Genomic DNA, 26,459 nt, shown 5'->3' on the forward strand with positions numbered 1-26,459 from the left:
GCATGAGACGTCGTCGCATTAATCCGCCAGAGGCAGAGCTCGACATCACCTCATTTATGAACTTGATGATAGTGCTAGTACCGGTATTACTGTTAAGTTTGGTGTTTTCTCAGGTGCGTATTTTAAACTTACAGCTACCTGTTGCCGGGCAAACCACAGATAACCCCAATGATGAGCGGCAAGTACTGGAATTAGTGATAACTCAAACAGGCTTTGAGTTGAATTATCCCGCGGGCATTTTATTGAAGAAATTTGCTAAAACCGATAGCGGCTATCAGTTTGCTAAGCTATCGCTTTATTTACAAGATTTGAAATTAACTTTTCAGCAAAATAAGCACCAAAAAAGTGACATTGTGTTGTTACTTGCCCCGGAAATTGATTATCAAACCATAGTTTCTACCATGGATACGGTACGCTCTTTTAAAGCCGTAGTTGCGGCCAACTTAGTTGATGCAGAGCTTTTTCCACAGATATCTTTAGGTGATGCACCCGCAAGCATAGCGAACTCTCAAGTAGGCACTAATGCAGGGCTTCAAGCAGGGACCAACGCAAGGACTCAATCAGGAGGAAAGCCATGAAACAGTCTTTTAAAGCGAAACGTTTAGCTAAGCATCATAAGCGTTTTAGTGCTGGCGCTAAATTGAACCTAGTTTCGTTAATGGATATTTTTACTATTTTGGTGTTCTTTCTTATTGTTAATCAATCAGAAGTTCGTGTACTGCAAAATATCAAGGAGATAAACCTTCCTGTTTCTATTGCCAAAGAATTACCCGCTGAAAATGTATTAATTACTGTATTACCCCAGCGCATAATGATACAAGAACGAGTCGTTTGGCAGCAAAATAGTGCCTTAACTGAGGTTGGCGTAGATATTAATAGTGACCTTATCGATGCGGTGAAAACCGAGTTGAGTTACCTCGCGACTAAGCGGCCGGTGTTAACTGAAACGGAAAAAGAAAATGGCAGAGCGGTAACTATCATAGGTGATGCCAGTGTGCCTTATCAAGTGTTAAAGCAGATCATGTCAGCTTGCGCGGACAGTAATTACCGTAATATATCGTTAGCGGTTAAGCAAATCGCTAAAAGTAAGTTAAGAGAGGGCTAAATATGACGTCAGCCACTTTCGCAACTAATAGCAATGATGATGTTACTAACGTATTTCAAAATACCGCTCAAGATAAAATTTTCACTCGGATTCTGCAGATACTGATAGGGATTTTTTTATTATTTTCCGTGGTGATACCTTTTATTGAACAAGTTGAAATATCACGCGAGGTGAAAGAGAGGGTTCCGCTGCAACTGGCAAAAATTATGCTTAAGGAAAAGCAATTGCCTAAGAAAGTAGAAGAAAAGCCAAAAGAAAAGCCGCTAGAGAGAAAAAATACTGAGCAAATAAAAGATAAAGCCGAGCCGCCTAGGACCAAGCGACAAGCAGCGAAAAAAAAAGCACAAACGTCAGGCTTAGCAGCAATGAAAGATGAACTTTTTGCTATGCGTGATGCCTTTGAAATTAAACCGGCTAGCACAACTCAGTTAAATAAAAGCAGTGCTGCTGAGGTTAAAGTTCAGCGTAAGTTACTGGCCAGTACGGCGAGTATACAAAGCAGCAACTTATCTGTGGCTAAAACAACGCAAACAGTGGCAAGTGCTGAGCTGACTAGTCGTAATACTCAACAAATACGTTTATCTGCAGAAGAAGTGTTAGCCAGCACTGATACCGCTGCTGCCGAATCATTGGCGGCGCAAAAGTCAGGGCATCGCTCTGAAGTAGCATTAAGGCGAACACTAGAAGCGAATAAATCTCGGCTCTATGCACGCTATAATCGTGCCTTGCGTAAAGACCCATTTTTAAAGGGCAAGGTCTTGTTTGAGCTGGTAATTCTACCTTCTGGCAAGGTCAGTAAAGTAACCATTAAATCAAGTGAATTAAATAATGCCAAATTAGAGCGTCAACTTAGTGCTATTTTACGTGCTATTAAGTTTAGCGCAGAAAATGTAGGCACTGTCGTGACTATCTGGGTAATTGACTTTTTACCGAGTTAGTATCGCTCAGCCGAATTTGGCATAAGTTGTTAACGAGTAATGTCTAAAAGCAGCTAGCAGCTAAGTTAGTTATTTCTTATTAAGCTAACTTAGCTGCTTTTCAAGAAAAGAAAAGTTAAATAGCCAGTGTTGCCTTAGTTGCTTTTAAGCTCGCTATTTCCCGACAAATAGTTCATCTAACTCTCTGCTTAGTTGTGCGGTTACTTGCCTTGCATCGATAGCGGTGATTTTATTCATCTTGAAGCCTAGCGCTAAGTGTGCACCTGAGTTGAAAATATGGTGTTTTAAGTCAATAGTCCGCCTGGCTAACTTACAATGAAACAAGTTATTCGTTGCCATAGCGCTGTCCTTAATTCTATATCTGTCAATAGTCGCGGCAGTTAAATGCTCACTGATTTTGACAATGTCATGATCACTGAAGCACTTATCGCCACGCTGATCACGTGTCATGCCTCGGACCCGATAATCTATATCGATAACATCAGCTGAGAAAGCCTCAATGACATAATCTAAGACCTTTAACGGTGAAATGATGCCACAAGTTGATAGCTCAATATCGGCTCTAAAAATGGCAATGCCTTGCTGTGGAGTTTCTTCTGGGTAGGTGTGTATACACAAGTGGCTTTTATCTAAGTGAGCGACTAAAGATTCAGGTTTTGCTTCTTCTGAAATCATTAAGGTGACACTTGCGCCTTGTGGCGTGTAATCTTGGCTCGCTATATTTAAGACATTACCGCCAATGGCATGACAAATCTTAGTAAGTAACACGCCAAGGTGCTCACTATTATAGCTTTGATTGATGTAAGTATTATAGTGAGTAACGGACTGAGCTGACGGTAAATAATGTACTCGGTATAATGAAAAGCTTAAACTTTTGGTTAAATTATTGAAGCCATACAGGGGGATTTTATTGGCGCTATGCATACCGTGATAATTACTTACTGAGTTATAATTTCAAAATCATGAGTAATGTCAACTTTGGCATTAAGCATTAAAGCGACTGAGCAATATTTATCAGCAGATAAACTCACCGCCCGCTCGACATGTTTCGCCGCTATATCACTGCCGGTAATAATAAAGTGTAGATGTATTTTTTCGAACAGCGCCGGTACGCCATCAACCCGTGTGCCATTTATTTCGACTTGACAGCCAGTAATGTTTTGTCGAGATTTTTGTAAAATACTGACAACATCCACTGAAGAGCATCCGCCTAAAGAAATTAACACCGCCTCCAAAGGGCTAGGGGCTAGGTTACCAGCATTAGCGTCTAAAATCATAGTATGACCACTTGCTGAGGTGCCCATGAATAATTCTTCACCTAACCATTTTACTTGTGCTTTCATTGTTGACTCTATTTTGAATGAATATAGGGGATTCTATCTAAGTTACCGCAGCACCACCAGTTGTAATATGTAATACCAAGTCCATTAAGTTAGTTTCCACTCAGAACTTGCCAGCGGTTTGAGAACAAATAGATTTTTTTGCATATAGTCACTCTATATGGAAGAAATTCTGTGCGGTAACCGAATCGCGGGAAAGCTCCCGAAGGGCGAGTTTTAATGGCTTACATGCTGCGTTATTGATTTTGATAAGGGAGTAACCATTATCTACAATCAATGCCTTGCCTCTAAGACTTTTAATTCTCGCTGAGTGGGAAGAAACTTATTGGAATTGGTATATTAGAGGCTTTAGCAGACAATAACGCCGAACTGCCAGGTTAAATAGGGGGGAGAACTTATGCTATTTAGGATTTATCGTTATGAATGACGCTATCAAAGAGGTTTTTGATTAAACCAGCAAACTCACGAATGAAGGCCAATTGCTCATCATTAACCGGATTGTTGATAACACCAGAGAGGATCTCTTCTAGATCATAGACAATGGCATCAACTTCACGAATTATGGCATTACGTTGATTAAAGGTTAAATCCTTATTTTGGCTACAAACGTTAATGATTTGTCCACACAACTCAACTTCAATGGCGGACATTACGGTTTCACTCGCGTGTTCTGGCGCGATTGCATTTTCAAATAAACTGAGATGTTCGGTAAGGTACTCAATGATTTGAATATAACCGTCAGTGTCTGTAACCATAATTGTCTTATTTACCTTTGCCGATGAATTGTACTTTTGTTTGAGTATAGCAGCTAGTGTAGCGTTTTTAGATAAGGCTAAGCAAGCGCCCCCTTTACCTTTATACAAAAAGGGCTCTTAGTATAAAACACTTATAATAGTGTTGTTGGTACCACCATTAACACGGCTCGCTGACCATTACCGACCTTGGCATTAGGGAAGACAATGCTCTCACCTGGTTGCGTAGTACGGTATTCTGCGCCAGTATCGGTTGATAACAAGGTATCAACGGGGTAATCGGTAAAGTTACTGATTTCATCACCGATAAATAGTTTGAAATCATCACTAACTTTAGTGATGTCACCTAGGACTTTAAATAAGTTAAAGTCTTTATTGTTAAAGCTTTTTAAAGTGATTTCATTACCGCAGATGAGTGCGCTTAAGTTGTCAGTCATGGCTTGGAAATTAGCCATATTGTTTTCACCAAAGGGTCTGACTTTGCCCAGCTCGACGGTAAAAGCATGTGCGGAAAACTTTGCACTACTAAAATATGAAAAAGTACCTGAAGGACCATGACCAAATAAAATAGTATTAACACCACAAGCAGCCATAAAGGTTAACTGCTCTTTATCCCAGGGTTTATCACCTTGGTAAGGATAAATGGCAAACTTTTCATATTTAGAGTCACGAATAGCGGTATGTAAATCGTAGTGATAGTTAGTTACTTCGTTATTACTATTATTACTACGATTAGTCGTCGCACTTGTGCCTTTATCAGCGCCAGCATTAAAAAAGTCACTAACATAAGTTTCTAACTTTTCAGCGCGATATTTTTCAAAACAAGGGGCTATCTCTTGGTGTTTACCACAAAATAAGCGGTTTAAATTTTCTGTTTGAAAGCGCTTGGAAATATTCATGGCCACGGGGTTACCCATAATGAAAAGGGTAGCATGTTTGACCGGTATTTTTTTCGCAATAATATCACTGATAAGTTGCTGAACAATTTCAATCGGGGCAGTTTCATTACCATGAATGCCCGATGAAATTACAATACTCTTACTTGGCTTCTCTGACGTTGCTGAGCTTTGTGGCTCAATCAACAAAACACCGCTATCAAGTAGACTAACTTTGGCACCATTAACACTAAAGTTAAGGGTATTATCCTTGCCAGTTTGTTTAAAACCTTGCTCAAACTGACGGGTTAACGAGATAAAGTCGCCTTGTTTGATAAACTGCTGATAGGCTTGCACAAAGTTATCATCAGTAATATCAGTTAATACTGGTGCGGTAAGAGTATTGTTATTTGGCATTTAGAATTTCAAACCTGGTGATAATGTTTCAGGTAAGCTTACTTTTGTCGCTTCAACTGAAGCGATAGGGTAAGCACAATAATCAGCGGCATAAAATGCACTGGCTCTGTGGTTGCCACTTGCGCCAATACCACCAAAAGGTGCTGCGCTGCTTGCGCCGGTAATAGGCTTGTTCCAGTTAACGATACCAGCACGAATGCGAGTAAAGAAATGCTTGTATGAATCTTCACTGTCAGACAATAAACCTGCAGATAAACCAAAGCCGGTGTTATTGGCTTCATCAATGGCTTTATCAAAGTCACTGTAACGGTAAACCTTCACTAATGGGCCAAAGTATTCTTCATCAGGGATATCAGCAATAATATCACTCACATCGATAATACCGGGTGAAACAAAACCTGTACCTGCTTCTAAGTGCTTAAGTTCTACTAGTGATGTGGCACCAAGGGCTAGTAATTTAGCTTGGGCAGCGACTAAGCTTAAAGCGGCTTTTTCTGAGATCATTGAGCCCATAAATGGTTGCTCTTCATCGTCATAATAACCAATGGTTAAGTTTTTAGTTACTTCAATAAGACGGGCTAAAATGGCATCGCCTTGTTCATTAGCTTCAATGAATAAACGACGTGCACAAGTACAGCGTTGACCCGTGGTAACAAAAGCTGATTGCACTATGTCATGCACTGCTGCATCAATATCGCTGACACCTTTAACAATCAGTGGATTATTACCACCCATTTCCAGTGCTAGAATTTTACCGGGTTGACCGGCGAATTGTTCGTGCAATAAATGGCCGGTAGTTGAGCTACCGGTGAAAAACAAACCGTCAATAAGTTTATGACTAGCTAACGCTTTACCTGTTTCAACTTCGCCTTGCACTAAGTTGATAACACCGTTAGGTAAACCGGCTTTTTCCCATAACTTCAGCATTTCTTCTGCTACACGCGGCGTTAATTCACTCGGCTTAAAGACAATAGTATTACCGGCAATTAGTGCCGGTACTATGTGACCATTAGGTAGGTGACCTGGGAAGTTATAAGGACCAAAAATAGCAACCACACCATGAGGCTTATGACGGATAAAGGCTTTAGCACCCGGCATAGGGTTTTCAACGGTACCAGTACGTTCTTCATAGGCCTTAAGAGAAATAGTTACTTTGGCTATCATGGCGCCAACTTCACCTGTGGTTTCCCATTTTGGCTTACCGGTTTCTAGGGCAATCGTTGTTGCTAAAGCGTCTTTGTTGTCATCTAATAGCGCAGCAAATTTTTTGATCACAGCAACACGCTCTTCTAGGCCAATGTTTGCCCAGCTTTCAAATGCTTGACGAGCGCTTAATACCGCAGCGTTTACTTGCTCGGCACTGGCTGTTTTACCTTGCCAAATGACTTCATTACGAGCTGGGTTTAATGAACTAACATCATTGCCTAAGCCTGCTAGCCATTGACCATTAATATATTGAACTGGATTTGTGTGAGACATGGTATTTCCTTCTCATTGGTAGTGGTGACAGAGAGTGTCGCTGTCACCCTTAGTAACTAGATGAATGGCTGGTGTTAGCCACAATATGTCAGTATGTTATTTGCTCAGGTAATTGCATGAGCTAATTTACCGCGCTTAATTTGCGGTAATTAATTAGCGACTAAACGAACCCAATCGCCTTCACTTACCATTAATGCATCGGCGACAGCTTGGCTAATGACCACTTGTTTAGCGGTTTCCCGTAGTGACAATCGCGTTTGCAGGGCTCTAAAATCAGCAACTTTGCTATTACAGATAATATAATTATCCGTAGATTGCACTTCGTCTATGATTACTTGGCAACGCTTACTATGGTTTACGGTTCTGATATTGTTGACATGTGACTCAACCGTTGGACCACCATCAAAAATATCAACATAGCCACGTCGGGCAAAACCTTCCGCTTCTAATAAGCGCAGTGCTGGCACCGTTTGTGGGTGCACTTTGTCGATGACTGCTTGGGCTTCTTTACTGAGCAAACTAACGTAAATTGGGTATTTAGGCATTAATTCAGCAATAAATACTTTTTTACCTATGCCGGTTAAATAATCGGCGGTCGGAAAGTCCATGGAGAAAAAGTGCTCTTCAAGCCACTGCCAAAATGGCGAATTGCCGTTTTCATCTGAAATACCACGCATTTCTGCAATAATGGTGTCAGAAAAACGCTCTTTGTGTTCGGCGATAAAAAGAAAACGGAAACGCGATAAAAAGCGGCCATTATTATTTTTGCGGTGGCTGTCACTTAAAAATAGTGTACAAATTTCGCTGGCGCCAGTGTAGTCATTACACAAAGACAAGATTTCTACGGTATTGTATATATTTAGCTCGCGTGAGCTATGGACTACTTTACCCAGGTGATAATGATAAAAAGCATCATCTAAACCTACCGCGGCTTCAATGCCACTGGTACCAACTACTTCACCAGTTTCGGTATCTTCCATGACAAAAAGATAGCCTTCGTTGCCAGCTTCTTTCACGTCTTTGGCAAACGATTCCTCTGCGTGCTTGATACGCTGTTGCAGTAATTTTTCATTCACCGGCAGTGAAGTAAAACCGTGGCCAGAGTCTTCCGCAATGCGGTACAAGGCTTTCAGGTCACTTTTTTTAATAGGGCGTACAATGATCATAATTGCTCTCGATGAAAGGGGATGGCTATCTGTTTAAAATAAGGTGACTTAAACAGATAGCTATTAGCATTGACTAGGCTAGGCCAGTCTAGGTTAAGTTAGACTAAGCTGGCGACAGCTTTTTCAAAGCGTGCTAAACCAAGGGTAATATCTTCATCAGGAATAACAAGTGAAGGTGCAAAGCGGACAATGTTTGCGCCAGCAATTAATACCATAAGACCTTCATCCATAGCCGCATTTAAAAAATCTTTTGCTTTACCTTGGTGTTTTTCATTTAAAACGGCACCAATTAATAAGCCTTTGCCACGAATTTCAGAGAAAACATCATATTTAGCATTAATGGCATTTAAGCCATCAGCATAAAGTTTAGCTTTAGCTTTGATGCCGGCATAAACTTCAGGGGTATTTACTGTATCTAGCACTGCTTCAGCAACCGCACAAGCTAATGGATTACCGCCGTAGGTACTGCCATGAGAGCCTAATTTAAGGTGCTTAGCAATAGCTGTGGTGGTAAGCATAGCGCCGATAGGGAAGCCGCCACCTAAACCTTTAGCAGTGGTTAAAATATCAGGCGTCACCCCTAAATCCATGTAGGCGTATAACTGACCTAAACGGCCAACACCTGTTTGTACTTCATCAAAAATTAATAGCGCATTGTGTTGATCACATAAGGCACGTACACCTTTGATAAATTCATCTGTTGGTGCAATAATTCCGCCTTCACCTTGTAATGGTTCAATCATTACCGCACACGTTTTATCAGAAATTAATGCTTTTAAACTAGCTAAGTCATTGTACACCGCATGATCTATATTGCCTGGTTTTGGACCAAAGCCATCGGAGTAGACCGATTGACCACCAACAGTAACCGTAAAGAAAGTACGACCATGGAAACCTTGTTCAAAAGCAATGATTTGTGATTTTTCTTCACTGTGTACTTCTAAGGCCCAACGACGCGCTAACTTAAGTGCCGCTTCATTAGCTTCGGCACCAGAGTTACAAAAGTACACTTTTTCAGCAAAGGTACTATCGACTAATTTTTTCGCTAAACGTAATGCGGGTTCATTGGTTTGTACATTGGACAAATGCCAAAGTTTCTCGCCTTGCTCTTTTAAGGCAGCCACTAAGGCTGGATGACAATGACCTAAAGAACTAACGGCAATACCACCGGCAAAATCAATATATTCCTTGTCTTGTTGATCCCACACTCGAGAGCCTTGACCACGTACAGGAATAATCGCTGAAGGTGCATAGTTTGGTACCATTACCTCATCAAATAAGCCGCGTTCAACCGAAAAATGTTCTGACATTTCAAAAATCCTCATTTATAAGTGGGTTATATTTTTAACAGCTTACTGCATTACTTAGATAAAGCTTAACGAATATCTAAATATAGAGAAAAATAGTAACAGCGAGTTAAAAAATAGAGAGATAGTATGACAGAAATTAGTCGGCTTGTCTTGCTGAGCTTGGCTGCAGCCCAGCCAAAACAAAGGCTTAACTACCTTTATTCATAAAATATGAATATTTATAGAGTAGGATTTATTTGTAGAAATAAGGGGGTAAGTGAGGGCTAAGCGCTGGCACGTTGAAAGCCCTTAAGGTGATTTTTTAATAATTAATCAGAAAAAAACATGGAAAAAGCTAAAATATGTGGCAAATAAGCAGTAAATTAACTGAAATTGAGCTTAATATGATCAATATCGCTCTTTTGTAATAGGGTTATTTCAGCCGGTGTTAAATTTGCCGCGTTAAGCAATGCTTGACTCTCGTCACTACTTATTAACGCTTCTTTTGCTAGGGCGCGAAAGGCGACATGGGCTTTGGCTTTGGCGACAATTTGAGCGATAGGGTGCATTTTTTCGATGTTATCGGCGTAGGCTAGATCAAATATTGGTTCGGTTATATCAAGGCGTCTAAAGCTCATTTTTTCAATTAAGTCAGCAGACAATTGTGAACTGCGCATGGTAAGTTGCTCAAGGAGTAGCTCTTCACTGGCTTTAATTTGTGATAAGACATTATGCAAACGTTTGTCTTTACGCTCAAATGCTTGACGTACTTCTTTTTTATACATCTCACTAAACGTGGTTAAATAACTACGGGTAACGGCAAATCTACCTATATTTGACAACATCCCCGTAGTAAACGCGGTAAATTCATCGAGGCCTTGTTCTTTGGCTAACGCACGTGCGGCTAATGCTATAGATAAACTATCATTCCATAGCTTTCGTTTCATCAAGCCGTAAGGTGCGGTACTTGTAGGTAACCAATGTTTCAGGGTAAAGGTGGGCATGAGCAACTTTAAATTGTCTAAACCAATATAACTTAACGCCAGCTTAGCATCGGTAACTTGTACATCAGCACGTTTTCGGTATTGTGGTTTGTTCACTAAGCGTATTAAATCATTGCTTAACCAAGATAAAGAAGCAGCAAGACTTTTGATTTGATTAACTGAAGCGGCACGAGCAGATAAAATATCGAGAATAGCAGGGCAGGCATCTTCAATACCTAGTACGTGATGATAAAGGTGCTCTTTGTTGTCAAAGTCACTATTAATTTTTGTGCGAACCCGGCTAAAGAAGGCCTGTTGGGTTTGTTTTTGAAAATGCTCTTCACCGTGCTTGGCAATAATTTTTTCTTGTTGCGCTTGCACCTCTACAGATAACAGTTCTCGGCGGCGGTTTTCTTGCTCGCTACCTTGTTGGTCAGCTATGGATATTTTTCCACTTTGCTTTTCCGCAAATTTCTTACAGATAGTGAGGCTAGTGGCTCGCTGGTATATAGTGGCGACAGCTTGATTGTTTTCAAAAATTTGCATGGAGGTGTTATTGCTTACCTTTTTATTGCTACTCAGGGATAAAATTGAGCATTGAACGCATTAAGTCTAGTGCTTTAATAGAGTAACGTACTACTCTATCTGGCTTTAATCTAAAAAGCTCTTGTTATTAGCTTATCGGGTGATTTTTAAATTGCTTGATAAAATTTGCTAATAAATTTTGTCCTTGTTCTGTCAGTATGGATTCTGGATGAAACTGTACGCTGCTAATAGCTAGGCTTTTATGTTCTAGCGCCATAATTTCATCAAGCTCACCTTGCTCATTTTGGCTCCACGCCGTTACCGTGAGTTCGTTGGGTAATGATTGCTTGTTAACAATTAAGGAATGATAACGAGTGACTTGTAATGGCTGATTCAAGTCGCGGAATAAACCTTGTTGATTATGAGTAATCTTCGAGGTTTTACCGTGCATCACTTTTTTTGCTTTTTCAACTTTAGCGCCAAAGTGTTGCGCAATACATTGATGCCCTAAGCAGACACCTAATAAGGGTATTTTACCGGCAAACTGTGCAATGACAGCCAGAGAAATACCGGCAGAGTCAGGATCGCAAGGACCCGGAGATATAACAATATATTGCGGCTTTAATTGCTCAATTTCTGTTAGGCTAATTTCATTATTTCTATAAACCACCACCTCTTGACCTAGCGCTTGAAAGTAATGCACTAAATTAAAAGTAAAAGAGTCGTAGTTGTCGATCATTAATAACAAAAAGTTTCGCCTAAGTGCGGGTAAATTTCGCGGCTATTCTAATGCTTTTATCGTTACGGGGCAATAAGGGCTAATGCAGTGGTGGCATAATAAAGTAATAAGCTGGCCTATCGGCTTGCTTATTACTTTATTGAGATAGGTTTTATGCTTTTTAGATTACGTCTTTAAGTGACTATGGTGGTCGTTAGTGCTTAGAACTTAGCCGTCACTTGCAGCCATAATTTATTAGTATCCGTTGGTTTTTGCTCTGCATCGCCTTCAGCATAATTAGCAGCTTTAACTAAAACAGCATAGTTTTTATTGAATTGATAACTGGCTATCAAGTTAAGCTCACTACCAAAATCAATACTACCGACATCAGAGGTAAAATCATGGTAAGTTGCCGCCCATTTAACCCCAGAAATTTCACCCTTAGCAGTTATATAAACATCTTGGAGACCTTGACTCGGAGTACCTAAAAATTTATCCGCCCAACCGTTAAACTTATGTTTGGTGGCTAGTGGTGTGTTAAAACCAACACCATTATCGCTACCTAATAATTCATAACCAGCTAATAGAGTTAGTGGGCCAAAGTTATAACCTGCTTCGGCATTAATATACCTAGCTGAGTAACTCGTTGGGTTATCGGCACTATCGCTTTGGCTGGCTAAACTAGCATTCACTAAAACCTTACCAAATTTACCGTTATATAGTGCCCCTAAGGTAGTGCTAGCCTTGTTATAGTTAGCCATATCGTCATAGTCTAACAGATAGGCAAAAGCGGAGATTTTATGAGTTTTATTGAGGTGGTAATGGACATTTACTAGATGGAAGTCACCTTTAATATTGTTAGCGGTAATGTCATTAATGTTTTGGATATAGCTATAATCTACCGAAAAATTATCGGCTGTATATTGCGCGCGTACACCATCATAGGTTTGCTCATTTTGACGCCAACCAACACCACCAACAAAGCGTTGATTGTTGTGTAAAATACGTTGGCGACCAACAACGGCGCTAAAACCATCATTTTTATATTGAATATAAGCTTGATTGACATCTGTGCCTTGAGGATCGGCAACCACAGGGTAGTCAGTGTTACCGTTAGTTTTACTATGGTAATCATCTACTAGAGCATCAACTTTATCCACTTCTATGGCCATGGAGAAATTACTGTAACTGCCCGTATTAACCGTGATCCGACTTTTTAATGTTAACGCGGAAGCATTTTTGTCTATGCCATCTTGCTCGACGTTTTCATAGCGGGCCCGTAATTCAATTTTAACCCTGCTATCACTCAGTGCTGCAGTAATGCTGCTGCCATGTTCAGTGTTACCGGCAAAGGCAGCAGGAGCCGCGAAAATAGCGGCGCTGATTAGCGATAAGGTAAACGTGTTTACGGTTGTTTTCATAATAATGTCCTAAGGTCATGTTTTTTAAGTGGGTTAGTTAGCTTTGCTATTATTATTATTATTATGGGTATTAGTAACTGATGGCATGATTGTTACACCGCATTGCGCTAGCTAGTTTGATTTGAATCAAAGTTTGTTACAACTCTGCTCTAGCTTGGCCTTGTTGGTATTTTATTGGCGTTATTATTAGATAATGGCAGTAAGGGCACCGATAAAGAGTTACAGATTAAGCGAGCAACTAGGGTAAAATAGTGGCTAGCATTTTATGGTATGCCACTCTGAATAGGGCAAAGAAATGAAACGTATTGTCTTGTATACCACAGATAAGTGTCCGCATTGCCAAACGGCAAGACGTTACCTTGCACAGCAAGGTATTGCTTTTAGGTTATTAAAACGGCCAAGGGGCAAAAAGAGTTTGCCGCTATTGGCCTACGTGGTGTACCGGTATTGAAGGTGGGTGAGCAGCTACTCAATGGTTTGTCAGTGAAAGATTTTACCGCACTTTATAATAGTTAAAGCTTTATAATAGTAAAAAAATCATCATAGTTTAAGGCTTTACCTCGTTACCCCTAGGTAAAGCTCTCCGCAAGTATAGTCATTTTTCCTCAGCTTATTATTTAGCCTAGCCTATTGCACCAGATGAACCCAGCGGCTTATCTTTATGCACACTCGTGGTGCATTTTGCTAGCTAAAAAAAACACCATTATATCTAAGTGATTAATTAATAGTGTTATTTTATGTTGGCATGTGAATTGTATTATCAAGTTGTTAGTCATTAAAAAGAACAATAACTAGGGGTAAACATGAAACTAATTAGCGCAATCATTAAACCATTCAAATTAGACGATGTCAGAGAGGCCATTTCTGAAATCGGCGTTGAGGGGATCACAGTTAGTGAGGTCAAAGGCTTTGGCCGTCAAAAGGGTCATACCGAATTATATCGCGGCGCAGAATACCAGGTGGATTTCTTACCCAAGGTGAAGCTGGAGATTGCTGTTAATGATGATATGGTTGAGCGTTTAGTCGAAACTATTACTAAAGCAGCTTACACCGGTAAAATTGGTGACGGTAAGATTTTTGTTTTCAACCTAGAGCAAGTCATTCGTATTCGTACGGGTGAACAAGACTCTGAAGCACTTTAAGGGATAGTAATTATGGAACAAAATATTTTTCAATTACAATATGCATTAGATACCTTTTACTTTCTTATGTGTGGTGCCTTAGTTATGTGGATGGCTGCGGGCTTCTCTATGTTAGAGGCTGGCTTAGTACGTGCTAAAAACACCACTGAAATTCTAACCAAAAATGTCGCGCTGTATGCCATTGCTTGCATTATGTATCTTATTGTTGGCTACGATATCATGTATGGCGGCGGCGTTTTCTTAAATGGCATTGCCCTTGATGGCGCTAGTGATGCTGATGCACTTGTTGCTGCAGTATTAGCCGAGTCTGCTGAAGCCGGTTTTGAGGGTGGCGCTGTTTATTCCAATGCGGCTGATTTCTTCTTCCAAGTAGTGTTTGTTGCCACTGCTATGTCGATAGTGTCAGGTGCTGTTGCTGAGCGCATGAAACTGTGGGCATTTCTTGCTTTTACTGTGGTATTAACGGGCTTTATTTATCCTATGCAAGGTAGCTGGACTTGGAACGGTGAAGCCGTCTTTGGTTTATATACCTTAGCTGACTTAGGCTTTTCAGACTTTGCCGGCTCAGGCATTGTCCATATGGCGGGTGCTTCTGCCGCCTTAGCCGGTGTTATATTATTAGGTGCTCGTAAGGGAAAATACGGTAAAGACGGTAAAGTGAATGCCATTCCTGGAGCTAACTTGCCGATGGCAACATTAGGTACCTTTATTTTATGGATGGGTTGGTTTGGTTTTAATGGTGGTTCAGTATTAAAACTAGCCGATATTAATAGTGCTAACTCTGTGGCTATGGTGTTTTTAAATACCAATGCTGCCGCGGCCGCTGGCGCAATTTCAGCCTTGGTTTTTGCTAAAATCTTATTCAAAAAAGCCGATTTAACCATGACCTTAAACGGCGCTTTAGCAGGACTTGTGGCCATTACGGCAGAACCCTCTACACCGTCACCATTACAAGCAACTCTATTTGGCGCTATTGCTGGCGTGATTGTGGTGTTATCAATTCTAGCTCTGGATAAAATTAAGATTGATGATCCCGTCGGTGCTATTTCAGTACACGGCGTGGTTGGTTTCTTTGGTTTGTTAATTGTACCTATTACCAACTCATCAGCTAGCTTTAGTGGGCAATTGATTGGTGCTGCTACTATCTTTGTCTGGGTATTTGGCACTAGTTTTGTTGTTTGGTTTGCTCTGAAGAAAATCATGGGTATTCGTGTCAGCGCTGAAGAAGAGTATGAAGGTGTTGATATCTCTGACTGTGGTATGGAAGCTTATCCAGAGTTTACTAGGGGTTAAGCGCACCAGAGGTTAATAGTCTCGTGCTTAAAAAGTCAGAGACTAATAACGCTCTACACTAAACAAAAAAGCAGCGATATCGAGCACGATACGCTGCTTTTTTATTGGGTTTTTTACTAGCTGCTAGGCATTAGGCTCAAGGCGGCGAACTTGATGGTCATCAGAAACTAAACGTGAGAGTGTCATTCGCTGAACAAAAATGGACAATACATGTTTTACTGCTGTAGGCGCGACTTCAGTCGCGCTTAATGCCTTAATCGATTGCGCGAATAAATTCACGCCTACAAAAAAATGACCACTCAAGCGTAATACAGTTCACTTTCTTAACTGACTGACTGACTGACATTAGCCGTTAAGTCTTTTATTAACGAATAAAACGTTTTTTTGTTGAAACAAGGGCTAACATAACCAGCGAAAGCCAGGTTATAGAACCACCACTGTCTGCATTAATAAGGGTATTTTTAACAGGAATTAAATCGCTGTCAGTTACTTCAGAATTATCAATAATAGTTACATGTTCAATAACAACAAAATTTTCCATGCCGGGTGCTACCATGTCAGTACATTTCTGCTCATCAGCCATTACCATAGGGATACCTTCTAAATCGCCATAAGTGCATAGCTTTAGTTGCGCTATTTTTGCCACTACTAACATGCCATCGCCAATAACCTGGCCAAAAACGGTAAAACCACCGTTTTGTCGATCTAAATTATCGCTGTTATCGGCTAAGTTAAAAAACCATTGGTTAGTTGCACTATGAATATTGCCACCTTTTTTCGCCATGGCAATGGTGCCTTTAACATTAGAATAAACAGGCTCGTTTATCACAGCAACATTCGATGAAAGCGGTGTTAATGGCCAGGTACCGGTAAATTGATAACCGCCGCCTTGGACAATAAAGTCGGTAACGACTCGATGAACAACTGAATTGTTGTAATGGCCATCATTTAAATAAGTAAGGAAATTTTTCACCGTTGCTGGGGTAGTGGTATCAAACAAGTTAACTTGGAAAGTACCTTGTGATGTTTGAAATTCAACAATGGTAGCATTAGCCGTATTGGCAAAACCTAAACTTGCCGTGGCTATGCTGAGAAGGGCGAGTACTTTACGGGTGTTTGTTGTTATTGTTTTTTTAGTTATTGGTGTAAACATGGACAGCCTAATAGTGCGGTAAGTGGTTATAAATCGTATCTCATAGTAAAGGCTGTGTTCGATGTTAACAAGTAGCTGTAGCACTTTAGTAACAATAGCAAGATATCACTAATACCATTTTCATTAAGTTTGTGATCTTGTTGTGCTCAGGACAAATATTTCAGCACAAGGCGCTCGATTGACCAATAGCGGGCTATTTTACCCCCACACGTGGGCAAGAACTTAGTGATATTGCTATAATCCAAGGCATAGCTGAAAAGTACTGAGCTTTTTCTTGTTATACACTAAAGGAGGATTACACTAGCAGCTACTTTACTAACAACTTCTTCTAGAATTACGGAGTCCATATGAAAAAAATATTTTTAGTCAGTATTATTCTGCTTTCATTATCACTATCTAGCCTTGCTCAGGCCAATGTTAAGCTGGGTGTGGCGGTAGACATGGACTTAAGTATTGTTGCACAAATTGATCGCTATAATATCATCTTAGGTGATAGTGGCTTTGCCGTTGATTATTTAGTGAAAACCGGTAACTTTGATAATAAAACACCATTATCTTGGTATTTTGCGGGCGGTGGTTGGGCTGGTTGGAATCATGGTTATGGTGTACGTGCTCCGATAGGCGTTGCTTGGTACTTTGCTAAAGGTTGGGATGTATATGGGCAAGTACAACCGGTAGCAAACTTTGATAGTGATTTTAAATTCAGTGTTGATGGCGCCGTAGGTGTGCGCTTTTCCTTTTAAGGAACTAAAAAATTAGTTTGATAAATATAGAGAAAGGGCCTTTAAGGCTCTTTTTTTTATGCCAAATCAATAATTATAAATGCCAAATAAAATACACTCAAGGCATCAAATCAAAGAGAGCAACTCGTTATGCGCTGGCGTTATTTTACTGATTATTATATTACTAGTCGCTTCAGGGCTTGTTTACTTACATAAATATAAAGCTACCTTAGTTAATACTCAGCCAATAGAGCTGGCACTATGGTATAAACCTGAATATAAGCGCAAGTGTGATTGCATAATATGTTTAAACTGCGCAGTGAGATGCAGGCAGTTGAGTTTTATGCGGAAAATGAAGATGCTGAACATTTACATAAATGGACTGGGCAACTTAATGAACATTACCTTAAAATTGGGGATATGCTACACACTTGGCAAAAAAATGGTCGTTGAAAGCCATGTCTGAGATGATCAAAGCGAACGAGCAAGGAGACTTCAACACGGTATTGGCTAAAAATAGCTGTGTTGTAGTTAGGTGTTGGTAATATAGTAAGCTATTGATTTTACAGTGAGTGTTGGTGGTGTGATAAAAGCGAGCGTCACAAGCATGGATGCTTGTGCAGAGCCCCATGGATGGGTTTATGCGTCTCGCTTGTTTACTCGCCCATACTAAACAACAACAGAGCCCTAAAAATACAGCCTTGCAGCAAAGTTGTAATGCCTGTCATGATGACTATCAAGCAATTACCGCTTTGACTTACCGAACTCTAGACTTTAGCGGCATTCAAATATTCAACATAACTAAGCCTGGCTGATTTAGTTAAACATTAATTGTTGTCAATACATGTCGCTATAGTACTATCAAGGTGCAAATTAATGGTCAAACACTTTCTTTGGTGAGTGGGCTTTAGCTAGGAATATTGCAGAACTAAGTTTCGTTGGCAATAACAGTTTGGTTTCTGCCTTGATCTTTAGCTTGAAATAAAGCCATATCGGCATTATTAAATAGTTGCTTAAAGCTATCTTGTTTGTCAGTTAACTGTGCAATGCCAAAGCTTGCGGTAATTTGTAGAGGCTTACTGTTGACCATTATTACTTTATGCTCGATAGCATGCCTTATACGTTCAGCTATTTCATATGCTTGAGCAGAAGAAGCTTCGGGTAAAATAAGTAAAAACTCCTCTCCACCTATACGACCTAAAATATCATGTGCTCTGACATATTTATTGGCTGTTGATGAAATTTCCTTTAAAGCGATATCACCACCGGCATGACCAAAACTTTCATTGACCTGTTTGAAATGATCCACGTCGAATATGATCATAGCAAAGTTCTGCTTGGCCTTTATCGCTTGTAGTAACATTTTCTGAGCATAAATAAAGGTATATCGACGGTTTGCTAGTTCAGTTAAGGTGTCAGTGTTAGCTATTTTCTGAAGAGCTTTACTATTAAGTATTTGTCGATAAATAAAATAAAACAGTACCAGCACAAATAATAAAATAATTATGATGATCATATTTTGTAATTTCTGTTGTTGTACCGCATTCTCTAGAGCCGCTTTATTTAATGCCTTATCTTGCTCTAATAATTTGTTGGTCAAAATTGCTTGGTCGGTATCGAACATGACTTTATATTTTGAACGTACAGTTTCGCGCTCAGTGTTATAATAAATTTTTAAAAGTTCTCTTGCTTGTTCTTGTTTGAAGTATGCTGTTTTATAGTCTTCTTTAATAATTGCAACCTTGCCTTGTAAATCATAAAGCTGAATATACCAACTAAGTGCATTATGCTTACCTAAAGGTGCAAGTATCGCTTCAACTCTAGTTAATGCCTCTATTGCTGCATTTATGTTGTCATCAGCAATTTCAAGTTTAGCTGCTAAGACAATTGCGCCAATTTCTGCTGCAGGGTTTTCATAGTCAGGATTTACTTCTTTGTATTTATGCCAAAAGATACGGGCTTTGTCGTGTTGTTGAGAGCGATGATAAGTATCAGCTAACCCTAGATATGCTAAGTAAACGTACTCTGTTTTATTGTTTTCTTTTGTTAATTCGATAACTCTTAGATAAGTCGCCTCAGCTTTTGAGTAATCCTTTTTACGCAGGTGAATTTTGGCTAAAACATTTTGTACAAACAACTCATCAAAATAATATTGATGTTTTTTAAAATAATCACTGGCTTCTGTTGCTAACTTTATTGCATTAATATCGTCAAATAAAAGAGAGTAGGAGTTAGCCATTTCAGCTTTTAAATAAGCTAAGCCTAACTCATCACCTATCTTTTCAAGTTGTAAGTAAGCTTGATGATAATGCTTCAGGGCTAGAGTATCTTTATGATTCATTGAATATGAGTAAGCCATGTAAGCATAGCTTTCAGCAAGGAGTTTTGAGTTTTCATTTGCTTTAGCATACTTCTCCGCGAGCAAGTATTTCTCCATTGCCTGCTCGGAATTACCCAATTCATCCATGATGCTACCTTGAGTCAGTAACATTGAAATACCGGTATCAGTCTTTAAATCTACTTTTAGAGCATATGCTTGGTCTAGTAATCCTTGACTTACTTTGTAGTGCCCTAATATGAGGTTATGTAGTGCCATCTTGCTAAATATGGTGGCTTTATCAAAATCTGTCATTTGTTGATGATGTTCAGCTAAAAGTTTTTTAGAGAAGGCAAGAGCCAATGCCGGATCTTTCTTATTCAACTCATCAATTTGACTAAAAGGCTTTTGCATTCCCGCAGAGGGCTCCTCAAAAGTATAGCTATTACCGTTTAAACTAAAACACATACAAATAATAGCTGCAAAAATGTTAAAGAACTTTGCTCTTATGCTAGCTACTTTGCTTATTTTAATTCTGTTTATCATAGAGCTAGCTCTCGGGCAGTTTTATTTGTTAGTTATTACTTTACTGGAAATGAGCAGATAAAAATAGCGCATTTGTTCTAATTATAGCTGTTTGCCAAATAATAATTTTTAGTCATTATAAAGTCCAAGGATATCGCTTTGTAAACCTTGAAACCTTACTCGGTATAAGTGATAAACATTAATTTAAGCCTGTTGATTTACAAGTCAGTAAAGGCTATATAAGGGTTAAAATGGCAATTCAAGTTAGATGAATCATACTTATTGAGCTAATAGATATACTTTATTAAGTGTGATTTTTTCTCAATTGGAGACATTGTTATGATGATTGCAAGATGGTGTATTGATGCAAAATTTGGCCACAAGCCAGAAGTAGTTGAAGCTCTTAGCCGATGGTTTGATGAAATAGGCTCTCAAATAGGCTGGACTAAAGAGAACTCTCGAATTTTAGTGGGTTCAGTTGGGGCATTAGAGTCGAGTATTATTTCAGAAGTGACCATTGAAAACTTAACTCAGCTCAATGATGCTTGGCAAAAGTTGGCTGAGATTGATGCTCATAAAGAGTGGAGTAAAACCCTAGAACCCCATGTGGTTTCAGGCACAGCAAAATGGGAGATTTATCGCATTATTGAGTGAATTATTGAATGAGTTATTGAATAAATTTCGAGTGAAAGTAAGCTGCTATTGATAAACCTATCGTTATTAATAGCAGCTTAACAGCAGATTAAGAATGATGGGGCATATTCACCAGAAAATCTATTCTCTCCATCAATGTCCTTGCCGACAAAGCGACTCTATTTTAGCTCGATTCTGCCTGTTGAGCTAATACGGGTATCAATAATGAAAAGCTACTGCCATTACCAAGCTCACTTTTAACTATTAATTCCGAATTAAGTACTTGCGATAGCTTTTGGCAAATAGCTAGCCCCAAGCCAGTATGTTGGATATTATCTTCAATGGCATTACTGGCCCTATATCTAGCATCAAATATGTAGGCGATATCCTCTTTACTTATACCGCTGCCATTATCGGTAATACTTACTTTAACTTGTGTGCTGAGCTGCGTAACTGTCATCACTATTTCACCGCCAAGGCCAGTATGTCTGATGGCGTTTTCTAATAAATTGCTCATGATTCGCTCTAATTTAGCTATGTCAGAGTAAACAATATATTGGCAAGGCTGAGGTGTTAACGTTAACGAAATCTGCTTATCGGCAGCTTTTAAGGTGAATTTAGCCAGTATGTCATGTAAAAGTTCGCCAATGACAAAGGTTTCTAAATTAACGGTTACTTGACCATTTTCTAAATGAGCCAATTCAAAAATTTGATCGATAAGGCGCTTTAACTGCTCGACGTTACGCTGCACTGTCGCTAAATAATCTTGTTGCTCGGCGCTGGATAAGTCATCGCCCTTAAGCGCTAAAGTCTCAATATAGCCTTGTATAGTCGCTAACGGTGTCCGTAGATCATGAGACAAGTGTGCTAATAATTCTCGGCGTATTCTGTCATTTTCAGTCAATAATGCAAATTGCTGGTTAATTTGTCTAACCATATCGTTAAAAGTAGCGCCGAGAAAATGCACTTCATTATGGTTAATACCATGGCTGGCCGCTGAACCCCATTGCTTGAGCTGAACTTTAGTTTGATCAAACTGCACCGCTTTAAGCGCTTGCATTTGTTGTGCTAGCTCTTTTACCGGTTGAGTAAAATAGTGAAATACCGCTAGTAAAACCAGCAGCAGTAATAATAAGCTGGCGAGTACAAATGCGCCGTATTTTTGTAAGTCTTTATCGGCTTGTACTTGGCTAAAAATTGAATCATAAATTTCGCTACCAATAATAATATATAAATAACCCTGTAGTAGTTCACCTTGATAAACAGGGGCGATAGAAAATATTTTTTTATGGTTTATATCTCTAGGGTCATCACCAAAAACCGGGGTTTTTTTCGGGTTAGCAATAAGTTGTTTTAACGGTATTAGCGATACCGACTGGCGTTTTATTTTAGTGGCCTCGGCGGAATAAGTTAAAATCTTACCTTGGGCATCGAGAAAGTAAAATTCAAAGGCTGGACCTAACAGCATTAAGGTATGAAAAAGGTTTGCTAATGCCGCTTTATCATAAACGCCGTCTTGCAATAGTGGATTATCATGGGCTAAATGTTCGGCTAAGTGTAAGTGCAACTTTTGCTCAGCTTGGTACTTAGACTGCTGTACTAGGGAATTACTCCAATAAACCAGTAGTGATGCCATCATCATGAAAGCAGCACAGAGTATTAATGCTAAGCGTTGATAAAGCGATATTTTCATCTAAAGTAAGTCCTTATTATCCTACTAGCTAAGAAGCTGCCGGTGGCATTACCCCGGCTGAATTAAGTTTATAACCAACGCCCCAGACGGTTTGGATTATTTTTGGCTCAGTACTGTTTTCCTCAAGCTTGCTTCTGAGACGATTAATATGAGAATTCACTGTGTGTTCATAGCCATTGTGGTGGTAACCCCAAACACCATCAAGTAATTGCGCGCGCGAAAACACCTGATCAGGGTGTTGGCAGAAAAAATCTATTAACTCAAACTCTGTCGCGGTTAAGTGGATGGTTTTATTTTTATAGGTTACCTGGTGATACCTATGGTCAATATGAAGTTGCCCGATACTTACTCCATTTTTCTCTAGTTCAGTGGAGCCTAGTGGTGTTGCTGTTACTTGCTCTGGCTGATTATGTTTGTCAGCATTTTTGGCCTTAATGGCATGCACTCGGCGTAATTGACTCCTAACTCGGGCCTGTAATTCTCGAATGCTAAACGGTTTAGTCATGTAATCATCAGCCCCTAGCTCAAGCCCCAACACACGGTCTATTTCCGAGGTTTTAGCGGTCAGCATAATAATGGATTGTAACGGTTTAGCTTGTCTAACTTGCCGACAAATATCTAGCCCGCTAATGCCTGGTAACATCACATCAAGTAAAATAAGTTGATAGTCTTGTGTTAAGGCTTGTTGTAGTGCTTGCTCACCTTGGGTACAAATATCACAGTGCAGGTCTAACTCAGACAAGTGCACTTTAATGAGCTTAGCAATATCAATTTCGTCTTCAATGATTAAAATTTTATCTTTCATATGGTGGCCAATAAGTGGCCAAAGCCACCTATAGCAAGCAAACTAATTAACTGTTCAATTAATTAATCCGCTTGCTATCTTGACCTAGCGCACTACTTAGTTCGAGTAATGGTTAATTTAACGGCAGGGTTATCAAAACGATGCGCCTGCGTTAATACTGAGCTAGATAAACCATCATCTTTACTCACCACGCCAGAATGATAGCCGACTAAGTCGATATCGTTGCGAGCTGCATCAAAACCCACGCCGCCGTCTGCAGGTCCTGGAATGGTACCTACGGCTTCGTTATTGAGCTCTGTGCCAGCATCATAAACATTTAACTGCCATGATTTTTCTTGGTTAAGCACTAATGTTGATATATCTACTCCAGTAAGACCCGAGAAAGCATCATTTGTATTCACCAACATAGTGACAACGGTTAAATAATTTGCCATAGGCTCAGTGGTGCTAATATGTAAAGTGACGCTAGCCCCCGGTGGTAAAGGGCCATCACTCATTGTGCTGGCTAGATTACTCTCTAGGGCTAGGAAGTCACTATTATCACCACCTTCGGCTAATTTTTCTAAGGCGACAGAGGCACTTTGGCCCACTTGCCACATTTTACTATCACCGTGCAGTGCCACTGCTATAGGTGATAAAGGTTGGCCATAGGTTAAATTAGTGAGGGTTATTGAATAACTATATTCCATCGGCGGTTGCACCAGCGGAGTATAATTATCATCACCGTTATTGTAGCTATCACCACAAGCGGCTAAGCCTAGCGTCAGTAAACTAGTAATAACAATTTGATAAATAGAGTTTTTAGCTGTATTTTTGTGAATGTTCTTATGAGCGTTAAAGGTTAACATGATGCACCCCTATAGCACGGTAATGGTGAGTTTAGCGACAGGATTTAACCAACGTTGTACGCTATTGTTAATATCGCTTTTGCCAGCTGACATATCATCATCCCCTAGGCTGCCACGGTGAATATGCACTTTGTTATTCGCTTCCATGTCGGTAACGCCAGTGCCATTCATGCCTATGCTGGCATCAAGGGGCGGTGGCACTGGCATGCCTACTTCTCCTGGAACGCCACTGCCACGGATTTCATCGTTCGCTTCTGTGCCGGCATCATAGGCATTTAAAAATACCGTATAAGTGCCAGCTTCGTCAGGTATTTCCCAGCTATCTAAGCCAACAAAACCGTCGTTAGAAGGCAATATCATCGCGGCAAGTGACAGATGGGTATTGCCGCTATCGTTGGTTAAGGTAAAGCTTGCTGACATCGCTGGAGCTAATAAACCACCCGCTGGGTTTTCATTTATATTGGCGTCAGCATTACTTAATAGGCTGACTAAGCCAGATATATCACCGCCTTCGGCCATTGCTTGTAGCTCAGTACTGGCCATATCGCTCAGCATAAAGAGTCGACTTTCATTACTGTGGGCGGCGGTAACCACTGGGGTGAAATGCAATCCCTGGGTTAAATTAGTGACAGTAATGGCTAATTCTTGTGCCATCGTTGTGGTACTGGCTAGCGCGAGTGCTAGCAGAGTTAAGGTGGCTTTTATTGGCGATTGCTTGATTACTTTCATGAGACTTTCCTTGGTAGTTAGACTTATGCGGTTAGCATTTTTATTGTCAGAGTAAGAGCAAGTATGTCGGTGAATTATCGCTAGCAGATCACGATTTTATCACTTATTAATGAAGAATTAATCACAGAAGTATCACAGCCGTGCATGCGGGCAGGGCTGCTAATATAAAATAATAAGAAATAGAGCTGAGAGGTGGATCATAGTAAGTAATTTAGCAGCCACTATTTTTAACGCCAGTAATTTGTAGCCAAGGTTAGACCAGCGAACAAGTGGCAAATCAACGCAATGCGGTCAATTATTGCTGGTCCTTGTTGTGGTGAATAGGAAATTCTATAATAAATTGTGTACCTTGCCCTAGCTTGCTTAGACAGGTGATTTTCCCACCTAAGCCTTGGTTAACAAGGTTATAGACAATGTACATGCCTAAACCACTACCGCCAGAGCCTCGCGTGGTGGTAAAAAAAGGTTCAAAGACCATCTGACTGACGGATTTTTCCATACCCTGACCATAATCCGTATAGGTGAGTAATACCTTGCTGTGCTTTTGTTTTACCGTGATCAGCATTTTTCCTTGCTCATCATCTTGATAGGCGTGCACAATTGAATTCATGATCAGGTTAGTAATAATTTGTGAAATACCCCCAGGAATGGTATTAAGCTTTATGGTTTGATCACCAGTTACTTCTACCGTGTGCTGAGCTTTATTGATGGCGGGTGATAAGCTGTTGACTACTTTTTGAATATAACTGAGCAAATTGATGTTACGTTTTCTTTCACTGGTTTGATCAACAGCTACCAGCTTGAAGTTGGAAATTTGTTCAGCGGCTCTATCTAAATTGGTTAAAATAATATCAACAGATTTTGGTGCACTGTCAACAAAGTCCGCTAGATCTTTGCGGCTAATTTTACCTTGCTTAAAATTATGTTTTAGCTGTTGCAATTTTTCTTGTAAAAAAGAGGCACCGGTAATGCTAATCCCAATAGGTGTATTTAGCTCGTGGGCGACACCAGCTACTAAACGGCCTAAGGAGGCCATTTTTTCTGATTCGAGCAACTTGTTTTGTGTCGCCATTAAATTTTCAATCGAATTTTGTAATTCCTGCGTGCGTTCTTTCACCAGTTCTTCTAAGTGCTCTTTGTGCACTCTTAGTTCGGCTTCGGCTTTTTCGCGTACTTTACAGGCAATATTTAATAGCTGTTTTTCTTTATGTAACTCCAAAAAAACCGCCACCTTACTGCGGACGACATCTTCATTAATTGGTTTTACTAGGTAATCTACCGCGCCGCTGGCATAGCCTTTAAATTCAAAAGTCTCATCCCGGGCAAAAGCGGTGATAAATATAACCGGAATGTGGCTAGTTTTAGGATGATCAAGAATTAAGGCCGCGGTTTCGAAGCCATCCATACAAGGCATTTGTACATCCATTAAGATCAGGGCAAAATCATGTTTGTGGGCCACGGCAAGTGCCTGTTGTCCAGAGAGTGCTTTGATAATTTCAACATTGAGTGAAGCCAAGGTGCGCTCATAAACGCGCAAATTATTAGGCTCATCATCAACAATCAGAATTTTTGGCAGCGTCTCTAAGTCCAT

28 protein-coding genes are annotated in these 26,459 nt (G+C 40.0%); 10 read left to right on the top strand and 18 right to left on the bottom strand.

Annotation, left to right across the window (positions count from 1 at the left end):
• Positions 1-2 precede the first annotated feature (2 nt).
• Genes MTCD1_RS07005 through MTCD1_RS07015 form a run of 3 tightly spaced genes read left to right on the top strand, consistent with a single transcriptional unit; the run spans position 3 to position 2,043 of the window.
• Positions 3-578: a biopolymer transporter ExbD gene (locus MTCD1_RS07005; RefSeq protein ID WP_057179595.1), complete on the top strand. Its 576-nt coding sequence runs from the start codon at positions 3-5 to the stop codon at positions 576-578.
• The gene (locus MTCD1_RS07010; protein ID WP_057179596.1) at positions 575-1,105 is read left to right on the top strand and encodes an ExbD/TolR family protein; all 531 of its coding nucleotides are present in this window, start codon (positions 575-577) and stop codon (positions 1,103-1,105) included. Before MTCD1_RS07005 ends, MTCD1_RS07010 begins: the two co-directional genes overlap by 4 nt.
• A 2-nt stretch (positions 1,106-1,107) precedes the next feature.
• A complete protein-coding gene (locus MTCD1_RS07015) occupies positions 1,108-2,043 on the top strand; it encodes an AgmX/PglI C-terminal domain-containing protein (RefSeq protein ID WP_057179597.1) in 936 nt (311 codons plus the stop codon).
• Between the two features lie 153 nt (positions 2,044-2,196).
• Here the strand turns inward: MTCD1_RS07015 and speD are convergent, their stop codons facing one another.
• The 10 genes from speD to MTCD1_RS07065 form a co-directional block, all read right to left on the bottom strand.
• Entirely contained in the window at positions 2,197-2,967 is a 771-nt protein-coding gene (speD, locus tag MTCD1_RS07020; RefSeq protein WP_057179598.1) for an adenosylmethionine decarboxylase, read from the bottom strand.
• 14 nt (positions 2,968-2,981) lie between these two features.
• Positions 2,982-3,386 carry an OsmC family protein gene (locus MTCD1_RS07025; RefSeq protein WP_057179599.1) on the bottom strand — a complete coding sequence of 135 codons (405 nt, stop codon included), beginning with the start codon at positions 3,384-3,386 and terminating at the stop codon, positions 2,982-2,984.
• Between the two features lie 401 nt (positions 3,387-3,787).
• The gene (locus MTCD1_RS07030; protein WP_057179639.1) at positions 3,788-4,138 is read right to left on the bottom strand and encodes a DUF3802 family protein; all 351 of its coding nucleotides are present in this window, start codon (positions 4,136-4,138) and stop codon (positions 3,788-3,790) included.
• A 131-nt stretch (positions 4,139-4,269) separates the two neighbouring features.
• Positions 4,270-5,427, bottom strand: coding sequence for a succinylglutamate desuccinylase (gene astE, locus MTCD1_RS07035; RefSeq protein ID WP_057179600.1), 1,158 nt, complete (start codon positions 5,425-5,427; stop codon positions 4,270-4,272).
• Positions 5,428-6,906, bottom strand: a complete 1,479-nt coding sequence (astD, locus tag MTCD1_RS07040; protein WP_057179601.1) for a succinylglutamate-semialdehyde dehydrogenase — start codon at positions 6,904-6,906, stop codon at positions 5,428-5,430.
• Between the two features lie 149 nt (positions 6,907-7,055).
• Positions 7,056-8,072, bottom strand: a complete 1,017-nt coding sequence (gene astA, locus MTCD1_RS07045; protein ID WP_057179602.1) for an arginine N-succinyltransferase — start codon at positions 8,070-8,072, stop codon at positions 7,056-7,058.
• Between the two features lie 98 nt (positions 8,073-8,170).
• Positions 8,171-9,382, bottom strand: coding sequence for an aspartate aminotransferase family protein (locus MTCD1_RS07050; protein ID WP_057179603.1), 1,212 nt, complete (start codon positions 9,380-9,382; stop codon positions 8,171-8,173).
• Positions 9,383-9,744: 362 nt separating this feature from the next.
• Positions 9,745-10,890 (bottom strand): HDOD domain-containing protein, encoded by a 1,146-nt coding sequence (locus tag MTCD1_RS07055; protein WP_082606399.1) that lies wholly within the window; start codon positions 10,888-10,890, stop codon positions 9,745-9,747.
• A gap of 127 nt (positions 10,891-11,017) precedes the next feature.
• A complete protein-coding gene (locus tag MTCD1_RS07060) occupies positions 11,018-11,617 on the bottom strand; it encodes an anthranilate synthase component II (RefSeq protein ID WP_057179604.1) in 600 nt (199 codons plus the stop codon).
• A 191-nt stretch (positions 11,618-11,808) separates the two neighbouring features.
• Positions 11,809-13,008, bottom strand: coding sequence for an alginate export family protein (locus MTCD1_RS07065; RefSeq protein WP_057179605.1), 1,200 nt, complete (start codon positions 13,006-13,008; stop codon positions 11,809-11,811).
• A gap of 295 nt (positions 13,009-13,303) precedes the next feature.
• Here MTCD1_RS07065 and MTCD1_RS07070 point away from each other — a divergent pair, with 295 nt between their 5' ends.
• The 3 genes from MTCD1_RS07070 (at position 13,304) to MTCD1_RS07080 (ending at position 15,443) form a co-directional block, all read left to right on the top strand.
• Positions 13,304-13,459 carry a glutaredoxin family protein gene (locus MTCD1_RS07070; RefSeq protein WP_231732952.1) on the top strand — a complete coding sequence of 52 codons (156 nt, stop codon included), beginning with the start codon at positions 13,304-13,306 and terminating at the stop codon, positions 13,457-13,459.
• 352 nt (positions 13,460-13,811) lie between these two features.
• Positions 13,812-14,150, top strand: coding sequence for a P-II family nitrogen regulator (glnK, locus tag MTCD1_RS07075; protein WP_057179606.1), 339 nt, complete (start codon positions 13,812-13,814; stop codon positions 14,148-14,150).
• A 12-nt stretch (positions 14,151-14,162) separates the two neighbouring features.
• Complete coding sequence (locus MTCD1_RS07080) at positions 14,163-15,443, top strand: ammonium transporter (protein ID WP_057179607.1); 1,281 nt, start codon at positions 14,163-14,165, stop codon at positions 15,441-15,443.
• 123 nt (positions 15,444-15,566) lie between these two features.
• Here the strand turns inward: MTCD1_RS07080 and MTCD1_RS07085 are convergent, their stop codons facing one another.
• Complete coding sequence (locus MTCD1_RS07085; RefSeq protein ID WP_159459901.1) at positions 15,567-15,722, bottom strand: hypothetical protein; 156 nt, start codon at positions 15,720-15,722, stop codon at positions 15,567-15,569.
• A gap of 85 nt (positions 15,723-15,807) precedes the next feature.
• Positions 15,808-16,596 (bottom strand): peptidylprolyl isomerase, encoded by a 789-nt coding sequence (locus MTCD1_RS07090; RefSeq protein WP_057179609.1) that lies wholly within the window; start codon positions 16,594-16,596, stop codon positions 15,808-15,810.
• A 347-nt stretch (positions 16,597-16,943) separates the two neighbouring features.
• Between MTCD1_RS07090 and MTCD1_RS07095 the strand changes: the two genes are divergently transcribed.
• The 3 genes from MTCD1_RS07095 (at position 16,944) to MTCD1_RS21175 (ending at position 18,133) form a co-directional block, all read left to right on the top strand.
• On the top strand, positions 16,944-17,339 hold the full coding sequence (locus MTCD1_RS07095; RefSeq protein WP_057179610.1) for a hypothetical protein: 396 nt from the start codon (positions 16,944-16,946) through the stop codon (positions 17,337-17,339).
• 282 nt (positions 17,340-17,621) lie between these two features.
• Positions 17,622-17,771, top strand: a complete 150-nt coding sequence (locus MTCD1_RS21170) for a hypothetical protein (protein ID WP_157447785.1) — start codon at positions 17,622-17,624, stop codon at positions 17,769-17,771.
• Between the two features lie 188 nt (positions 17,772-17,959).
• Complete coding sequence (locus MTCD1_RS21175) at positions 17,960-18,133, top strand: hypothetical protein (RefSeq protein WP_157466256.1); 174 nt, start codon at positions 17,960-17,962, stop codon at positions 18,131-18,133.
• A gap of 113 nt (positions 18,134-18,246) precedes the next feature.
• On the opposite strand, the gene MTCD1_RS07100 is transcribed toward MTCD1_RS21175, so the two are convergent.
• On the bottom strand, positions 18,247-20,049 hold the full coding sequence (locus MTCD1_RS07100; RefSeq protein ID WP_159459902.1) for a tetratricopeptide repeat-containing diguanylate cyclase: 1,803 nt from the start codon (positions 20,047-20,049) through the stop codon (positions 18,247-18,249).
• 450 nt (positions 20,050-20,499) lie between these two features.
• Here MTCD1_RS07100 and MTCD1_RS07105 point away from each other — a divergent pair, with 450 nt between their 5' ends.
• On the top strand, positions 20,500-20,814 hold the full coding sequence (locus MTCD1_RS07105) for a hypothetical protein (RefSeq protein ID WP_057179612.1): 315 nt from the start codon (positions 20,500-20,502) through the stop codon (positions 20,812-20,814).
• A gap of 163 nt (positions 20,815-20,977) precedes the next feature.
• Here MTCD1_RS07105 and MTCD1_RS07110 read toward each other — a convergent pair whose 3' ends face one another.
• The 5 genes from MTCD1_RS07110 to MTCD1_RS07130 all read right to left on the bottom strand — a co-directional run bounded on the left by MTCD1_RS07110 (position 20,978) and on the right by MTCD1_RS07130 (position 26,459).
• Entirely contained in the window at positions 20,978-22,486 is a 1,509-nt protein-coding gene (locus tag MTCD1_RS07110) for a sensor histidine kinase (RefSeq protein WP_057179613.1), read from the bottom strand.
• 28 nt (positions 22,487-22,514) lie between these two features.
• Positions 22,515-23,291, bottom strand: a complete 777-nt coding sequence (locus MTCD1_RS07115) for a winged helix-turn-helix domain-containing protein (protein WP_057179614.1) — start codon at positions 23,289-23,291, stop codon at positions 22,515-22,517.
• Between the two features lie 92 nt (positions 23,292-23,383).
• Positions 23,384-24,139, bottom strand: coding sequence for a spondin domain-containing protein (locus MTCD1_RS07120; RefSeq protein WP_197410242.1), 756 nt, complete (start codon positions 24,137-24,139; stop codon positions 23,384-23,386).
• Between the two features lie 9 nt (positions 24,140-24,148).
• Complete coding sequence (locus tag MTCD1_RS07125; RefSeq protein WP_057179615.1) at positions 24,149-24,868, bottom strand: spondin domain-containing protein; 720 nt, start codon at positions 24,866-24,868, stop codon at positions 24,149-24,151.
• Between the two features lie 295 nt (positions 24,869-25,163).
• Positions 25,164-26,459 (bottom strand): hybrid sensor histidine kinase/response regulator, encoded by a 1,296-nt coding sequence (locus MTCD1_RS07130; RefSeq protein WP_057179616.1) that lies wholly within the window; start codon positions 26,457-26,459, stop codon positions 25,164-25,166.

Origin of the sequence: Colwellia marinimaniae, assembly GCF_002207865.1 — a bacterium.
Taxonomy (GTDB): domain Bacteria; phylum Pseudomonadota; class Gammaproteobacteria; order Enterobacterales; family Alteromonadaceae; genus Colwellia; species Colwellia marinimaniae.

Coding starts and splice junctions, on each gene's coding strand:
- MTCD1_RS07080 (WP_057179607.1), top strand. CDS start 14,163: ATGGAACAAAATATTTTTCAATTACAATATGCATTAGATACCTTTTAC.
- MTCD1_RS07070 (WP_231732952.1), top strand. CDS start 13,304: ATGAAACGTATTGTCTTGTATACCACAGATAAGTGTCCGCATTGCCAA.
- MTCD1_RS07105 (WP_057179612.1), top strand. CDS start 20,500: ATGATGATTGCAAGATGGTGTATTGATGCAAAATTTGGCCACAAGCCA.
- MTCD1_RS07125 (WP_057179615.1), bottom strand. CDS start 24,868: ATGAAAGTAATCAAGCAATCGCCAATAAAAGCCACCTTAACTCTGCTA.
- MTCD1_RS07130 (WP_057179616.1), bottom strand. CDS start 26,459: ATGGACTTAGAGACGCTGCCAAAAATTCTGATTGTTGATGATGAGCCT.
- MTCD1_RS07115 (WP_057179614.1), bottom strand. CDS start 23,291: ATGAAAGATAAAATTTTAATCATTGAAGACGAAATTGATATTGCTAAG.
- MTCD1_RS07100 (WP_159459902.1), bottom strand. CDS start 20,049: ATGCAAAAGCCTTTTAGTCAAATTGATGAGTTGAATAAGAAAGATCCG.
- MTCD1_RS07005 (WP_057179595.1), top strand. CDS start 3: ATGAGACGTCGTCGCATTAATCCGCCAGAGGCAGAGCTCGACATCACC.
- MTCD1_RS07030 (WP_057179639.1), bottom strand. CDS start 4,138: ATGGTTACAGACACTGACGGTTATATTCAAATCATTGAGTACCTTACC.
- speD (WP_057179598.1), bottom strand. CDS start 2,967: ATGCATAGCGCCAATAAAATCCCCCTGTATGGCTTCAATAATTTAACC.
- astD (WP_057179601.1), bottom strand. CDS start 6,906: ATGTCTCACACAAATCCAGTTCAATATATTAATGGTCAATGGCTAGCA.
- MTCD1_RS07050 (WP_057179603.1), bottom strand. CDS start 9,382: ATGTCAGAACATTTTTCGGTTGAACGCGGCTTATTTGATGAGGTAATG.
- astE (WP_057179600.1), bottom strand. CDS start 5,427: ATGCCAAATAACAATACTCTTACCGCACCAGTATTAACTGATATTACT.
- MTCD1_RS07110 (WP_057179613.1), bottom strand. CDS start 22,486: ATGAAAATATCGCTTTATCAACGCTTAGCATTAATACTCTGTGCTGCT.
- glnK (WP_057179606.1), top strand. CDS start 13,812: ATGAAACTAATTAGCGCAATCATTAAACCATTCAAATTAGACGATGTC.
- MTCD1_RS07065 (WP_057179605.1), bottom strand. CDS start 13,008: ATGAAAACAACCGTAAACACGTTTACCTTATCGCTAATCAGCGCCGCT.
- MTCD1_RS07095 (WP_057179610.1), top strand. CDS start 16,944: ATGAAAAAAATATTTTTAGTCAGTATTATTCTGCTTTCATTATCACTA.
- MTCD1_RS07120 (WP_197410242.1), bottom strand. CDS start 24,139: ATGTTAACCTTTAACGCTCATAAGAACATTCACAAAAATACAGCTAAA.
- MTCD1_RS07025 (WP_057179599.1), bottom strand. CDS start 3,386: ATGAAAGCACAAGTAAAATGGTTAGGTGAAGAATTATTCATGGGCACC.
- MTCD1_RS21175 (WP_157466256.1), top strand. CDS start 17,960: ATGCGTCTCGCTTGTTTACTCGCCCATACTAAACAACAACAGAGCCCT.
- astA (WP_057179602.1), bottom strand. CDS start 8,072: ATGATCATTGTACGCCCTATTAAAAAAAGTGACCTGAAAGCCTTGTAC.
- MTCD1_RS07090 (WP_057179609.1), bottom strand. CDS start 16,596: ATGTTTACACCAATAACTAAAAAAACAATAACAACAAACACCCGTAAA.
- MTCD1_RS21170 (WP_157447785.1), top strand. CDS start 17,622: ATGTTTAAACTGCGCAGTGAGATGCAGGCAGTTGAGTTTTATGCGGAA.
- MTCD1_RS07010 (WP_057179596.1), top strand. CDS start 575: ATGAAACAGTCTTTTAAAGCGAAACGTTTAGCTAAGCATCATAAGCGT.
- MTCD1_RS07015 (WP_057179597.1), top strand. CDS start 1,108: ATGACGTCAGCCACTTTCGCAACTAATAGCAATGATGATGTTACTAAC.
- MTCD1_RS07055 (WP_082606399.1), bottom strand. CDS start 10,890: ATGCAAATTTTTGAAAACAATCAAGCTGTCGCCACTATATACCAGCGA.